Genomic DNA, 12,818 nt, shown 5'->3' with positions numbered 1-12,818 from the left:
CACCCCCGCCGCACAAGCGATTTGCAGCGAGCACCTACCCTGGAGTCATGACGACTCTGCAGAACGTGCTCCTGTTCGCCCACCTGCTCGGCATGGCCGCGATCATCGGTGGGTACGCCGCCGTCGCCAAGGCACCGCGTGCCGTGCCCGCGATGGTGTGGGGCGCCCGCGCGCAGCTGCTCATCGGCCTCGCGATGGTGGGTGTGGCTTCATCGCAGAGCTGGGAGCTCAACCACGTCTGGGTGGCGGTCAAGCTCCTCATCGCCTTCGTCGTCGTGGGCCTGCTCGAGGTGGCCCAGTCGAAGGAGAAGAAGAACGAAGTGGCTGCTCCGCTCGTCACCGGTGCCGCGGTGCTGGCCGTCGTCAACGTCGCCGTGGCCGTCTTCTGGCACTGATCGACTCGCTCACGCGATAGGTGCTCCCCGGTTCGCCGGGGAGCACCTTTCGTCGTCCGAGCCTGGCCGCGATGGGCTGCTCGTGAAGTGCGCACTCGTCGTCACGCCACTTTGGATCCTGAACTCGCCCGGTTGAGGTGCCGACCTGCCGTCACGGCGCATGCGGCTCTCAAGGCCGGGACGTCAGAGAAGGCGCCGCGCCATCGCCCACGACGTGAGCTCGTGCCGGTTTGACAACTGGAGCTTGCGCAGGACGTTGCTCACATGGGTCTCGACGGTCTTGACGGTCTTGACGGAGATGAACAGCTCCTTCGCGACCTCCTTGTACTGATACCCCCGCGCGATGAGGCGCATCACTTCGCGCTCACGGGCCGAGAGCTTGTCGAGCTCCTCGTCGACCTCGGCCACCTCCCCTGCTGCGGCGCCGAACGCGTCGAGGACGAATCCGGCCAGCCGCGGCGAGAAGACGGCGTCACCCGCGGCGACGCGCTCGAGGGCGCGCAGCAGGTCGTCGGGTGAGATCGTCTTCGTCACGTAACCGCGAGCGCCCGCGCGGATGACGGCGACGACGTCCTCCGCCGCGTCCGAGACCGAGAGCGCGAGCATCCGTACCGGCTCCCCCGCGTTCGAGTCGACGCCCGCACAGGCGCGGGCCACGTCGGCTCCGCCACGTCCGTCACCGCCGGGCAGGTGCACGTCGAGCAGGACGACGTCGGGGCGCTCGCGGGTGATGACCTCGACCGCCTCCTCGACGCTGCCCGCTTCACCGACGAACTCCACGGGCGTGCCCGCCGACGCGGCCTCGAGCAGTTCGGCGCGCACGCCGGCGCGAAACATCCGGTGGTCGTCGACGAGGACGACGCGCAACGGTGCAGTCATGACCTTTCCTCCAGGGGCATCGTGAGTGAGACTTCGAGACCGTCGTCGAGACGACGGATGCGGGCGCTGCCGCCGTGACGTTCCATGCGCCCGACGATCGACTCCCGCACCCCGGCGCGGTCCTCCGCGACGGCGTCGGGATCGAAGCCCTCGCCGTGGTCGCGGACGAACACCTCGGCCACGTCGGCGTTGAACTCGGCGTAGACGGAGACGGGCGGCGCACCGTGCTTGGCCGCGTTCGTCGTCGCCTCCCGTACCGCGCTCACGAGTGCTTCGATCCGCGGGGTCACGGGTGCTTGCCCGGTGACGATGACGTCGACCGGCACGGCGAAGCCGTCCTCGACCGCGTGGACGACGCCGCGCAGCAGTTCCGGCGCGTCGGCCACCTCGGGGGCGTTCTCGTCGTCGGCGAAGAGCCACGAGCGCAAGTCGCGCTCCTGCGTGCGGGCGAGCTGGGCGATCTCCGGTACGTTCGTGCGGCGCTGGATGAGCGCGAGCGTCTGCAGGACGGAGTCGTGCAGGTGCGAGGCGACGTCGGCTCGGGCGTCGGCCATGGCCTTCTCCGCCTGGTCGCGACGCATGTCGTCCCACAGGCGCAGCCCGAACGGCGCGAGCACGGCCGCCAGCCCGCCGAGCAGGACGACGAGGGCGATACCCACGTCACGCAGACCGGCGAAGCCACGACCCGTCGCGGCCGCCGTGACGAGACCGACGAGCACGAGGAACGCACCGAAACTCAGGCGCAGCAATGACTCTCGTCGACCGAAGTCACTGCTCACCCAGGCTCGTCGGTCGCGGTCGGCCAGGCGTGACCACGCAATGACGAGGCCCGCCGACGACACGAGCAACGGAATGCCGAGCTGAACGCTGACGCCCGAGGTGTCGGCCAACAGTGCGCCGACGAGCGTGACGATGAGGAATCCGGACGCGAGCAGCAGGCGCGGACGCGGCGTCCGACCGGCCTGTTCGGCGCGCGGCATCGAGAACCACAGGAAGAGGTAGACCGGCAGCCCCACCCACACGAGCGACGTGACGATGACGACGCCCCGCACGGCCCACGCCGAGACGCCGAGGTGGCGTGCGATACCGGCGCAGACCCCGCCGAGCCAGCCTGCTCGAGGCAGGCGCTCGAGCGGAGGCCGTTCGTTGACGTCCGGCCAGTGCGCGGGCAGCACGCGTTCGGCCCCCGAGGGGGCCGAGGTGCTCTGCTGCGTCGTCATGACTCCATGGTGTCGCACGCGCGAGCGCGAGCGCCCCTTTCCCGGGGTCGCCTCGGGGAAGTTCAGGGTCGCGTCAGGGTTGCTCCCCCTGCCGGTGGACCGCGAGCACGCGCCAGGCTGGGGGCATGAACGAGACGGCCACCCCGAACCCGCGGGAAGACGAGCGCACCGGAAGCAGTGCGAGCAGCGCGACGAGCGCCTCGACAGGCGACAGCTTCGACCGTTTCGTCGAGAAGCTGCGCGACATCGACCTGCGCCGTGACACCGGCGGCGGGTGGCTCGGCGGTGTCTGCGCCGGCGTCGGGCTGCGACTCGGCGTCGCGCCGTTGCTCGTGCGCGCGGTGGCCATCCTGCTCGTGCTGTCAGGTGTCGGCCTGGTGGTCTACCTCTTGGCGTGGAGTCTCGTGCCCGACCTCGCCGACCGCGTCGTGCTCGACGAGGCCCGCCGCGGCGACAGCGGTATGCCGATGGTCGTCCTCGTGCTCACCGCGCTGGCGCTCATCGTCACGATGCCGTGGGGCTTCGGTTTCGAGTTCCTCGGCAACACCGGCCCCGTGATCTCCCTCGTTGCACTCGGGGCGTTGGCGTTCGTCGTCATTCGTCGCGGCCGCAAGAACGAACCTCTCCCCCATGCCGCGACCTACGCACCGACGCCCGCACCCGGCGGGAGCGAAACCGTGGGAGAACCACCCGTGACGGGCTACGGATTCGACGGCAACGCCACCTCGAGCTCGGTGCCGTTCATCGACGAGCGCCGAAGCGCCCGGGAGCAGTTCCGGGCAGCTCGGGCTCACCACCAGCAGAACAACCTCGCCGCCCAGGAGGCCCGCCGCGCGCGCAACGCCGAACGCCGCGCCCGCCGGCGCCGCACCCGGTTGCCGTTCGCCGCTTTACTCCTGCTCGCCGGCCTTGCCATCGTCCCGCCGGCACTCGGCCTCGTCGGCGGCGTGACGACCGGCGGCGAAACGGCATTGCCGTGGTTGGTGTCCGGGAGCCTTGCCGTCGTGAGCCTCGGAGCCCTCTTCTTCGCGCTGCGCGGCTACCGCGTCGGTGTGTTGAGCCTGCTCGTCGTGCCGCTCATCGCCGTCAGCATCACCTTCGCGTCGTTGCACTCGGCCGGCTACTCGAGCCGCACGAGTTCCCTGTCCGCCCAGCCGACGACGTTGGCCGCCACGCAGTCGTACGACGCCGGAATGGGCACGAGCACGATCGATCTCACCCGCGTCGACGTCGCGACAATGCCCGAGGTCGTCGACGTCAACGCCCGCCTCACCGCCGGGCGCCTGCGCGTCGAGGTGCCGCGCGGCGTCAAGGTCGAACTCACCTCTGTGACGCACCTCGGGTACATCGGCGATACCGACGGCGCCGGCCAGGTGTTCTACGGGGCAGGCGGTTCGAGCGGCACGGAGCCGACCCGTACGACTCTCGGCTCGGGCAACAAGACGATCCGTCTGAAGACCGACGTCGGAATCGGCGACGTGTTCGTCCATGTGCGCAGCCAGGCACCGTCGAAGACCCCCGGGTCGAGCTCGTGAACGGCGAACCGACCCCCGACGCGGCACTAATGACCAACCCCACCTCACGAGAGCAGGCGAACGAGCGATGACGAGTTACGACGACTTCAGCTACGGCGCGAGCGCCCCCACGCAGGCCTGGTCCTACGAGCAGGGGGCCACACCCGCACCGGCGAGCGCACAGGAGCGACGCGACGACGAACGTCGTGAAGCCAACATCGTCGGGGCCGTCCTCGCCACGATCGGACTCGTCACAGCCGTGCTCTGCGCGCTCGCGTACGGCGACGTCATCAGCCTGGACTCGCGCTACACGGTGCCCGGCATCCTGCTCGGCATCGGCGCCACGGCCGTCGTGGCCGGTGCGCTGGGGCTCGTCTACGGGCGCCGACGCTGATTCGTGTCCTGGATACGACGCTGGTTCCATCGACGCACACGATGCCGGACGAACAGCACCATGAGCACCGCCACGGCTGCGGCCACAGCGTCCGCCAGCCAGAACCATCGCGTGTCCACGAGGTTCGCCACCCGCTGCTCATGGTCCGCCACCGTGGCAGCGTTCGGCGCCCCAGGGACGTAACGCACTTCGAGCGGCGGATAGGCGCGGGTACCCGGCATCGGAGGTTGCAGGCCACCCCGCGTGTACCAATGACGGGTGGAATCAGGCTGGTCTTCGTCAAACCCCGACAGCCACACCCATGTGCCGTCGATGCGCACCCCCACATTGGAGACGTAGCGCTGCGACCTGGAGCTCTGGACGCTGACGCGCACGTCCTCGACGTTCTCCACCGTGACGACACGGCCCGACTCGGCGAGCGCGCGTGTCTTGGCTTGCTCACGCACGACGAGGGCGTGCATCGCCGGAACCCAGAGCAGGCAGATCGCCAGGAGCCCGAAGGCGAACCACCCGTAGACGGTGCGAGCCCTCAGGCCGCCGTCCTCTGCGCTCACGGCCCGTCCGCGAAGGCCCGCACCGCGTCGAGGGCCCACGACGCCATGCCGCCCTCGGGGTAACCGGGCGCTTCGGGATCGACGGCGTCGGCGATCGAGAACCAAGCCGCGCTCTCGGTCGAACCACCGATGTCGTGGACAACGGGTTCGGACGGCTGTGGACAGGAGGCGGTGAACAGCAGGCGCACCGCGTGGAAGTCCTCCACGGCGTCACCGCGCCCGATGCCCACCCGGTGCGAGGACGAGACGTCGACGAGCTCACCGAGCTCCACGTCCTGCCCGGCTTCCTCCCAGACCTCTCGGACGACGGCATCCGCCGGGTGCTCCCCCGCGTCGACACCGCCGCCCGGCAGGATCCACAACCCCGGTCGTCCGGTGGTCTGGGACAGGCGGGTGAGCAGCACGCCACGTTCGCTCGTGACGACGGCGTAGGCAGCGAGGCGCTGCCGCACGAGGTCCGCCTTCTCCGTGGCATGCACACAGGGTGTGCGGGAAGAGGCCGGCAGCGGCGTCACCTCGTACGCGAGGACGGCGTCGTCGGCGTCGCTCGTCACGTGGGGCAGCCTGGAGGCCCGGAATCCAGCCTCGCGCAACTGGCGCCGGGGCGCGACGCCCTGGCGCAGCCTTTCCCGGAACACCTCCCGAGTGCCACCCGCGTCATCCGCGGTGAGTCCGACGACGGTGATGCCCGCCCCGACGTTCATCGTTGCCTCTGCAGGTCGGCGGCCCGCGCGTACTCGTCCTCGGCGAGGCGTACGACCTCAGGCCACGCCTGCTTCGGGCGCACGGTGCGGTTCGTGTGGGCCATCGACTCGCGCAGGTCCCGGTCGAGTGCGAGCCGGGTGAGGCCCGCGACCAGCCCCTCGTCACCGTCGACGAGCAGGCCGTTCACCTCGTTCTCGACGAACTCGCACACGCCGCTGCTCGTGGGCGCGAGCACCGGCAGACCCGACGAGCGCGCTTCGAGAGCCGCGATGCCGAACGCCTCGAGGCGCGCAGGCGCAACGTAGAGGTCGGAATCGAGGTAGCGCTCGTGCAGTTGCGCACGCGTCATGCGCCCCGGCAGCGACACCCACTCGTGCGCGTCGGCGAGGTCGACAGCGCGTACGAGCTTCGCGCGCAACTCCCCCTCGCCGGCGATCTCGAGACGCACGTTCGGCGCTTCGCGGTGCACGGCCTTCATCACCTTGAAGAACTCGAGAGGCCGCTTGCGCCGCGCCAGACGCATCGCCGAGATGACACGCACCTCGTCACCGACCCGGGGGCCGCCGGGGGTCCAGACGTCCGTGTCGATGCCGTTCGGCAGGACGACGACCTCGTGTCCGGCCCCGGCCATCGACGCCACCGGCCGCGCGGCCACCCGCGACACCGCCGAGAGCGCCGCGCCGTCGGCGGCCCACCGCTTGACGAAGCCCAGCGGACGCAGCAACGGTCCCGCCCAGCTCATGACCGAGTGCCACGTGACCGCGGTCGGGATGCCCATGCCGAGCGTCATCCGGACCGCGTCCATCGAGAAGGGGCTGATGACGCCGATGTGGGCGTGGACGACGTCGAATCCGCCGTTCGTGATGGCGACGCGCAACTGCGAGATGGCCATCGGGTTGAGCGCGACGTCGTACGGCAGACCGAGCGCGAAACGGTGGACGTGGATGCCGTCGATGATCTCCAGGCCGCTGTACTGCTCCGCGTGCGCCGGCGTCACCGTGTAGGCGACGACCTCGTGGCCCTGGGCGACGAGGCGCTGCGCGAGATCGTGCACCTGCACCTCGATACCGCCCAAGCGAGGCAGGTAACAGTCCGACACCAGCGCGATCTTCACGGATGGAAGTCTGTCATGCGCGAGGATGGCACACGATGACCACGCCAGATGCCATGTCCCCCGATGCCATGCCGCGCACGCTTGTCGCCTTCCACGCTCACCCCGACGACGAGGCGCTGCTCACCTCGGGCACGATGGCGAAGGCTGCCGCAGAGGGACACCGCGTCGTCCTCGTCGTCGCCACCGACGGCGCCCTCGGCCTCGCCGACTCCGGCTACGGCGGCCCCGACGAACTCGCCGCCCAACGCTGGAACGAACTCCTCGAGAGCGCCCGCGCCCTGGGCGTCGCGCGCGTCGAGACGCTCGGCCACGCCGACTCCGGCATGGGTCCCGAAACCTTCCCCGACCCGCCCGGTAAGCGCCGCTTCATCACGGTCGACGTCGACGAAGCGGCCGAGGCGCTCGCCGAGATTCTGCGCGAGGAGGACGCCGACGTCCTGCTCTCCTACGACGAGAACGGCGGCTACGGCCACCGGGATCACGTGCGTGTGCACGAGGTGGGTGCCCGCGCCGCCGAGCTCGCCGGAACGCCACGCGTCCTCGAAGCCACCGTTCCGCGCGACCTGCTCGTCCGGGCTCTGCACCTCGTCGCGCGCTTCTATCGTTTCCCCGACGACTTCGACATGGCCTCCTTCGAGCGCGCCTACAGCGCCCGGCGTGACATCACCCACCGCATCTCGGTGGGACGCTTCGCCGCGCAGAAGCGTGCCTCGATGCGCGCCCACGCTTCGCAGGCCAGCGCCGACGGCGACGCCGACCGAACTCTGGCGGCATTCCTGAAAATTCCCCGTCCGCTCTACGACGTAGTCTTCTGTCGGGAATGGTTCCGCGACCCGCTCCACAAGGGCCCGGTCGCGCGTGACATCTTCGGGGGCTTGCCACCGCGCGCCGCCCGAACGGACACGAAGGAGTGAGTGTGGGGCGTCAACCTGCCGCGACCGACGCCGAAGGGCGCGCGACGCAGGAAGCCGACCCCACGGCGTTTCCGAAGGCCACCGGCAAGCAGCTGCTGCAGGCCGTGTTCGGCCTCGCCCTCGCCGCGGCGATCCTCGTCTTCGGTCTGCCGTGGTTCGGTCAGACGACGTGGACCGAGATCGGCACTCACCTCGATCGACTCGGGTGGGTCAACGGCCTCGAACTCTTCGGTCTCGTCGTCCTGGGCCTGTGGCTCTACACCTTCACCCTGACGGGTTCGCTGCCCGGCTTGGGCCACGTCAAGGCGCTCATCGTCAACGTCTCCGGCTCTGCAGCGGGCAACCTGCTGCCGGGCGGCGGTGCCGCCGGGGTGGCCGCGACCTACCTCATGCTGCGTTCGTGGGGCTTCGCACGCGCTGCGATCTCGACATCGGTCATCGTCTCGGGCGTCTGGAACGTCGTCGCCCGCATGGCGATGCCGCTGCTCGGCGTGGCCCTGCTCTCCTCCACGGACGCACTGCCCAAGGGCGTGCGCCGCGGGGCGTTCACGGGAGGCATCGTCGGGCTCGTCATCATCGCCGTGTTCGTGGCCATTCTCATCTCGCCGCACAAGACCGAGCGCTTCGGCGCGTGGGTACACCGCCGCTTCGGCGGACGCGTCAGCGCCTGGCGAGAACAGCGCGGCAAGTCGCGCGTCGACCTGCGTCACGTGCTCGTCGACCAGCGGCGCCGCCTCGCCACGGTGACGGCCACCGGGTGGTTGCCCATGACGGTCGGCGTCGTCGGGTTCCTCGGCGTCTACTTCCTCCTCTTCTGGCGAACGATGGAGGTCGTCGGCGTCGACCTTTCGCTCGGCAAGCTCTTCGCCGCCTACGCCGTCGGACGCCTCCTCACCGCGGTGGGCGTGACGCCGGGTGGGCTCGGCATCACCGAAGCCGGCACGCTCGCCGTCATGGTGGCCTGGGGCGCCGACAAGCCCGCCGCCGCTGCCGGCGTGCTCGTCTTCGCGATCTTCACGCACCTGCTTGAGGTACCGCTCGGCGCCATGGGCTGGCTCGCCTGGTTCGTCATGCCCAAGGTGCCCCTGACGCCCGACGGCGCGCCCGGCGCCCGCGCGTAGTCACCACACGCCGTCAGAACGCGACGAAGCCCCGTCACCGCACGTGTGCGGCGACGGGGCTTCGTCCCTGAGATCAGCGAGTGCCGGTCAGCTCTTCGTGAGGCGGCGAACCTGACGCTCGCGGGCCTGGTCGGCGAACCGGTCGTCGATCTCACCCGGTTCGAACGGCTGGGCGAGCGCCTTCTCGACGGCGCGGGCGATGAGCCAGTCGGCGAGGTGCGGGTTGGCCGGCAGGATCGGGCCGTGCAGGTAGGAGCCGACGACGTTGTTCGTACGGGCTCCCTCGTGGCCGTCCTCGCCGTTGTTGCCGAAGCCGGAGCGTACGGAGCCGAACGCCTCCTGCCCCTCCCCCAGCACCGTCGAACCGGAGTGGTTCTCGTAGCCGACGACGTCACCGAACTCGGTGGAGAGCACGACGGGACCGATCATGCGCTTCTCGTTGCCGCGCGTCGTGACGTCGAGGATGCCGAGGCCCGGCAGCGTCTTGCCGTCAACCGTGATGAAGGCCTTGCCGAAGAGCTGGTACATGCCGCAGATCATGAGCATCGGCACGCCGTCCTCGGCGAGCTCCTTGAGCTTGGGGCCGATCTTCTCGAGGTCGGCCTCGACACGCACCTGCCCGGAGTCCTGGCCGCCGCCGCCGACGACGAGGTGCACGTCGTCGGGGAAATCGTCGCCCGGGTTGTGGCTGATGACGTTCGGCTCGTACCCGTGCCAACGCAGGCGCGCCTCGAGGCAGCGCGTGTTGCCGAGGTCGCCGTAGATCGACATCTCACGCGGGTACAGGTGTACGACGGTGACGCGTCCCTTGCTCGGCCCGGTCGGGTCGCCGAGCGTCGTCGGGACGATGTCCATGGCGGCGAGGTCGTCGTTGACGACGGGCTCGACGTTCTCGGGAGTGGGTTGGCTCATTCGGGGGCGTCCTCTCCGATGTCGGGCAGGTCGTAGCGCTCGGCGAGCGTGCGGCGTAGCGCCATCATCGCCGTGTAGGTGCAGAAGATGCGCTTCGGCTCGTTCGGGTGCTCGGCGAGGAACGTGTCGAGCGCGGACGTGAGTTCGGGCTCGACGTGACGCACCTCGACGCCGTCGTAGGCGAGGCGCAACGCCATGTCGTAGGCGCGCACGCCGGAGGTGAGCTCGACGCCGCGCTCACGCAAGGAGGCGAAGTTGACGTCGTACAGCCACGACACGTCACGCCCGTCGGCGTAGTTGTCGTTGATGGCCACCATGCTCGCCACCGGGCGCCCGCCGTACGTCGAGAGGGCCACGGTGAATCCGGCCGGGTTCTTCACGAGCACGAGCTCGAGTTCCTGACCGTCGACGTCGATGACCTCGCCGCGCCCGAACGGCGGCTGCACCGCTTCGAGGGCGCTGACGGCGGTGGCCGGCAGGAAGTCGTCGCCGAGCAGCCGACGCGCCATCGACGTGGCCGCCGTGGCGTTGATCATGGCCGCGAGACCGTGCTGACGCATCTGCATCGGCCCGACGTTGGCGCTGCCGTCGGCGCGGTCGGCGAACGTGACGAGGAACTTGCGATCGTCGATCGGCAGAAGGAGTCCGTCACCGGAGCTCACGAGCGGCTGGACGAAGTCGTCGTCGCTGCGCACGTCCTGTTCCATGAGCTCACCGAGACGCTCCGCGATCGTCTCGTCGACCCCGAAGTAGGAGACTTCGACGTTCGGCTTCAGCGTGCTCTCGATGCGCGCGACGAACGAGTCGTCACGGTTGAGCACGACGCCCTCGGTGGTCTGCTCGGCGAGCTGACGTAGGAGCTTCGCGGTGTAGTCGATCTCGGCGAAACGGTCGAGCTGGTCTCGTGCCACGTTGAGCAGCAGCGCGTGCGTCGGCTTGACCACCTTGGCGAAGTGCAGGGCGTGCGCCTCGTCGAGTTCGAGCACGGCAATGTCGGCGTCGATGGTGCCGCGCAGCGACACCTCACCGAGCACCGAGGAGATGACGCCGCGCGTGAAGTTCGAGCCCGTGGGGTTGGTGAAGACCTTGAGACCGTGCGCGCGAAGGAGCGCGACGAGCATCTTGGTCGTCGTGGTCTTGCCGTTCGTGCCGGTGACGACGACGACCCCCTTCGGGAGGTCCGCGAGAGCCGTGGCGAGGAACTTCGGGTCGACCTTCTCGACGACGAGACCGGGCAGGGCGCTACCGCCACCGCGCAGTCTCGTTGCGACGCGAGCCGACTTCCCGGCGAGCACAGCTGCTGTAGTTCGAAGCACCCGCCCAGCCTAGTGGAGGCGACTGACAGGGCTTTCGTCGACGCGCGCGGCGAACCACACGAGCAGCCCCGCCGCGAGGGCGAGGCCCCATCGCACGGCCAAGCCGCCGACAAGGGCAGCGACGTTCTCGCCGACGAGCGCCGAACCCCACCCCTGGTAGAGCACGACGCAGCCGGCTGCGCCGCACAGCACGGCCACGAGAGCATCGGTCGACGGGCTGTAGCCGAAGCCACCCCGAAACGTGTGCGCCCGGTTGCCCTCGGCCTCGCTGACGGCCGGGGTGGTCGCGCCCGTCCTGGCGAAAGGACGAGCAACCGCCGTCACGGCCGTGACGAGGGCGAGGGACGCGAGCACGTCGCCCGGGCGGTGCCACTGCGCGACGACGATGCCGAGCGACCCGGCCGTCGCAACGACACCGGCTGCGCACAGGACCGCGAGCCGATGCCGGGCGGGTGCGATCCAGATCCAGGCCACACAGGCGCCGAGCACGAGGGCCGCATGCCCGCTGGGGAGCGTCGCGGACTCCTGTCCGAGCACGGGCACGAGGAGACGCCCCAGCACCTGCGCCCCCACGCCGCTGACAACGAGGACGAACGCCCCTGCGAGTGCTCGGCGCCGCAGCGAGTGGCGCGTCAGTGCGACCGCGAGCGCCACGAGCGTCAGCGCAACGAACGGCAGATAGGCACGCGTCACGAGGCCGGAGGCCGGCCAGATCAGACCGCCGTCAGGGCGATCGGCTTCACCGAGCCAGTGCGTGGTGGCCGCAGCCAGGCGCTTGCCGGACGCCGTGGCGCGCAGCGCGACGAGGGCCACGAGAACGAGCAGGCTCCCCGCCAGGACGAGTGGCTCGATTCGCTTCACCGGGTCCCTCATCCGAGGTTGTCGTCCGCCGCAGCGCTCACCCATGCGACGACGAACGCCGCGAGCAACCCGGTGACTCCGAGGGCGACGATCGCCTCGGCCAGCTTGAGGTCGGCGTCGAGCGGCCGCACTCCGAGCCCGACGAAGATGAGCCCCGCCGTCATGCTCCCGACGACGCCTGCGGCAGGGCGCAGCGCGTACTTCGCGTCGCGGGTGTGGCGCCGCAACTGGAGTTTGAGCACGAGACCGATCGCTCCGGCCGACCACAGGAGGCAGACGAGGAAGGCCGCCCACACGTCGGCCGGGCGGTGCCAGTGCCCGACGATCGTTCCGGCGCCGACGAACGTGGCTCCGAAGGCGGCGAAGGGCACGAGCCACCGTCTGGCACCGGACGGCGCGACGAGGATCGCCGCGAGGCTGAGGCTCATCGCAACGGTCGAGTGTCCGCTCGGTAGGGAGTTGTCCCACAGGTGAGGGCTCGTGGGCCAGTACCCCTTGAACAGTTGCGTCGTGACGTTCGCTCCCCCGACCACGAGGATCGCGGCCAGCGCGAGACCCGCTCGTTGCCGCGCGAGCGCGATGACGACGAAGGCGGCGAGCAGCGTCGCGACCGAGCCGATCGTGATGTAGGTGAGCGGATCGACGATGTGAACCCACGCCCGCGCGCTCGCACCTGTGCTCATCCGCCCACGCTCGTCCCACACCTGGGCGCGCGCGGTACGGGTGAAGACCCACAGGACGAGGACGAACGACGCCAGTGAGGCGAACGTCATCGTCCGCACGGAGCAGACGAAGCGGCGGACGGGTTCGGTGAGGTCGCTGGGTTCACCGACCGGGGTCGCCCCGTGGCACGCCGACGGCGCGACCACGTGGGCCGCGCCGTCGGCGTCGGGAGCGGGCTGCTGCTCGCTCATCGGTG

14 protein-coding genes are annotated in these 12,818 nt (G+C 70.1%); 5 read left to right on the top strand and 9 right to left on the bottom strand.

Annotated features, from left to right (window positions below):
* Positions 1-47: 47 nt before the first annotated feature.
* The gene (locus tag H7F30_RS07210) at positions 48-395 is read left to right on the top strand and encodes a hypothetical protein (RefSeq protein WP_047311801.1); all 348 of its coding nucleotides are present in this window, start codon (positions 48-50) and stop codon (positions 393-395) included.
* 183 nt (positions 396-578) lie between these two features.
* Here H7F30_RS07210 and H7F30_RS07205 read toward each other — a convergent pair whose 3' ends face one another.
* Positions 579-1,274, bottom strand: a complete 696-nt coding sequence (locus H7F30_RS07205) for a response regulator transcription factor (protein WP_187037661.1) — start codon at positions 1,272-1,274, stop codon at positions 579-581.
* Positions 1,271-2,494, bottom strand: a complete 1,224-nt coding sequence (locus tag H7F30_RS07200; protein WP_187037660.1) for an ATP-binding protein — start codon at positions 2,492-2,494, stop codon at positions 1,271-1,273. The genes H7F30_RS07205 and H7F30_RS07200 overlap by 4 nt, the downstream gene beginning before the upstream one ends.
* 125 nt (positions 2,495-2,619) lie before the next feature.
* On the opposite strand from H7F30_RS07200, the gene H7F30_RS07195 reads away from it, so the two are divergent.
* Positions 2,620-4,029 carry a PspC domain-containing protein gene (locus H7F30_RS07195; protein ID WP_187037658.1) on the top strand — a complete coding sequence of 470 codons (1,410 nt, stop codon included), beginning with the start codon at positions 2,620-2,622 and terminating at the stop codon, positions 4,027-4,029.
* A gap of 67 nt (positions 4,030-4,096) precedes the next feature.
* Positions 4,097-4,402 carry a hypothetical protein gene (locus tag H7F30_RS07190; protein WP_129664746.1) on the top strand — a complete coding sequence of 102 codons (306 nt, stop codon included), beginning with the start codon at positions 4,097-4,099 and terminating at the stop codon, positions 4,400-4,402.
* On the opposite strand, the gene H7F30_RS07185 is transcribed toward H7F30_RS07190, so the two are convergent.
* The 3 genes from H7F30_RS07185 to H7F30_RS07175 all read right to left on the bottom strand — a co-directional run bounded on the left by H7F30_RS07185 (position 4,384) and on the right by H7F30_RS07175 (position 6,775).
* A complete protein-coding gene (locus H7F30_RS07185) occupies positions 4,384-4,956 on the bottom strand; it encodes a hypothetical protein (RefSeq protein WP_187037656.1) in 573 nt (190 codons plus the stop codon). The genes H7F30_RS07190 and H7F30_RS07185 overlap by 19 nt on opposite strands.
* Positions 4,953-5,510, bottom strand: a complete 558-nt coding sequence (locus H7F30_RS07180) for an NUDIX hydrolase (protein ID WP_222617867.1) — start codon at positions 5,508-5,510, stop codon at positions 4,953-4,955. Before H7F30_RS07180 ends, H7F30_RS07185 begins: the two co-directional genes overlap by 4 nt.
* 146 nt (positions 5,511-5,656) lie before the next feature.
* Positions 5,657-6,775, bottom strand: a complete 1,119-nt coding sequence (locus H7F30_RS07175) for a glycosyltransferase family 4 protein (RefSeq protein ID WP_187037652.1) — start codon at positions 6,773-6,775, stop codon at positions 5,657-5,659.
* 35 nt (positions 6,776-6,810) lie between these two features.
* Between H7F30_RS07175 and H7F30_RS07170 the strand changes: the two genes are divergently transcribed.
* Together H7F30_RS07170 and H7F30_RS07165 are read left to right on the top strand one after the other, a co-directional pair.
* Entirely contained in the window at positions 6,811-7,689 is an 879-nt protein-coding gene (locus H7F30_RS07170; protein WP_255464991.1) for a PIG-L deacetylase family protein, read from the top strand.
* A gap of 2 nt (positions 7,690-7,691) precedes the next feature.
* Entirely contained in the window at positions 7,692-8,810 is a 1,119-nt protein-coding gene (locus H7F30_RS07165) for a lysylphosphatidylglycerol synthase transmembrane domain-containing protein (protein WP_255464990.1), read from the top strand.
* A gap of 87 nt (positions 8,811-8,897) precedes the next feature.
* On the opposite strand, the gene H7F30_RS07160 is transcribed toward H7F30_RS07165, so the two are convergent.
* From H7F30_RS07160 to H7F30_RS07145, 4 genes are read right to left on the bottom strand one after another with little or no spacing between them, the layout of a single operon-like run.
* Entirely contained in the window at positions 8,898-9,722 is an 825-nt protein-coding gene (locus H7F30_RS07160; protein ID WP_370563138.1) for a type 1 glutamine amidotransferase, read from the bottom strand.
* Entirely contained in the window at positions 9,719-11,038 is a 1,320-nt protein-coding gene (locus H7F30_RS07155; RefSeq protein ID WP_187037648.1) for a Mur ligase family protein, read from the bottom strand. Before H7F30_RS07155 ends, H7F30_RS07160 begins: the two co-directional genes overlap by 4 nt.
* Before the next feature lie 9 nt (positions 11,039-11,047).
* Complete coding sequence (locus tag H7F30_RS07150) at positions 11,048-11,899, bottom strand: hypothetical protein (protein ID WP_187037646.1); 852 nt, start codon at positions 11,897-11,899, stop codon at positions 11,048-11,050.
* Between the two features lie 8 nt (positions 11,900-11,907).
* Positions 11,908-12,813 (bottom strand): phosphatase PAP2 family protein, encoded by a 906-nt coding sequence (locus tag H7F30_RS07145; RefSeq protein WP_187037644.1) that lies wholly within the window; start codon positions 12,811-12,813, stop codon positions 11,908-11,910.
* Positions 12,814-12,818: the final 5 nt, after the last annotated feature.

It is taken from the genome of Dermacoccus sp. PAMC28757, assembly GCF_014302635.1.
Classification (GTDB): domain Bacteria; phylum Actinomycetota; class Actinomycetes; order Actinomycetales; family Dermatophilaceae; genus Dermacoccus; species Dermacoccus abyssi.
Note: the sequence above shows the minus strand (reverse complement) of the source record. Positions and strands in the feature narration are given on the sequence as shown.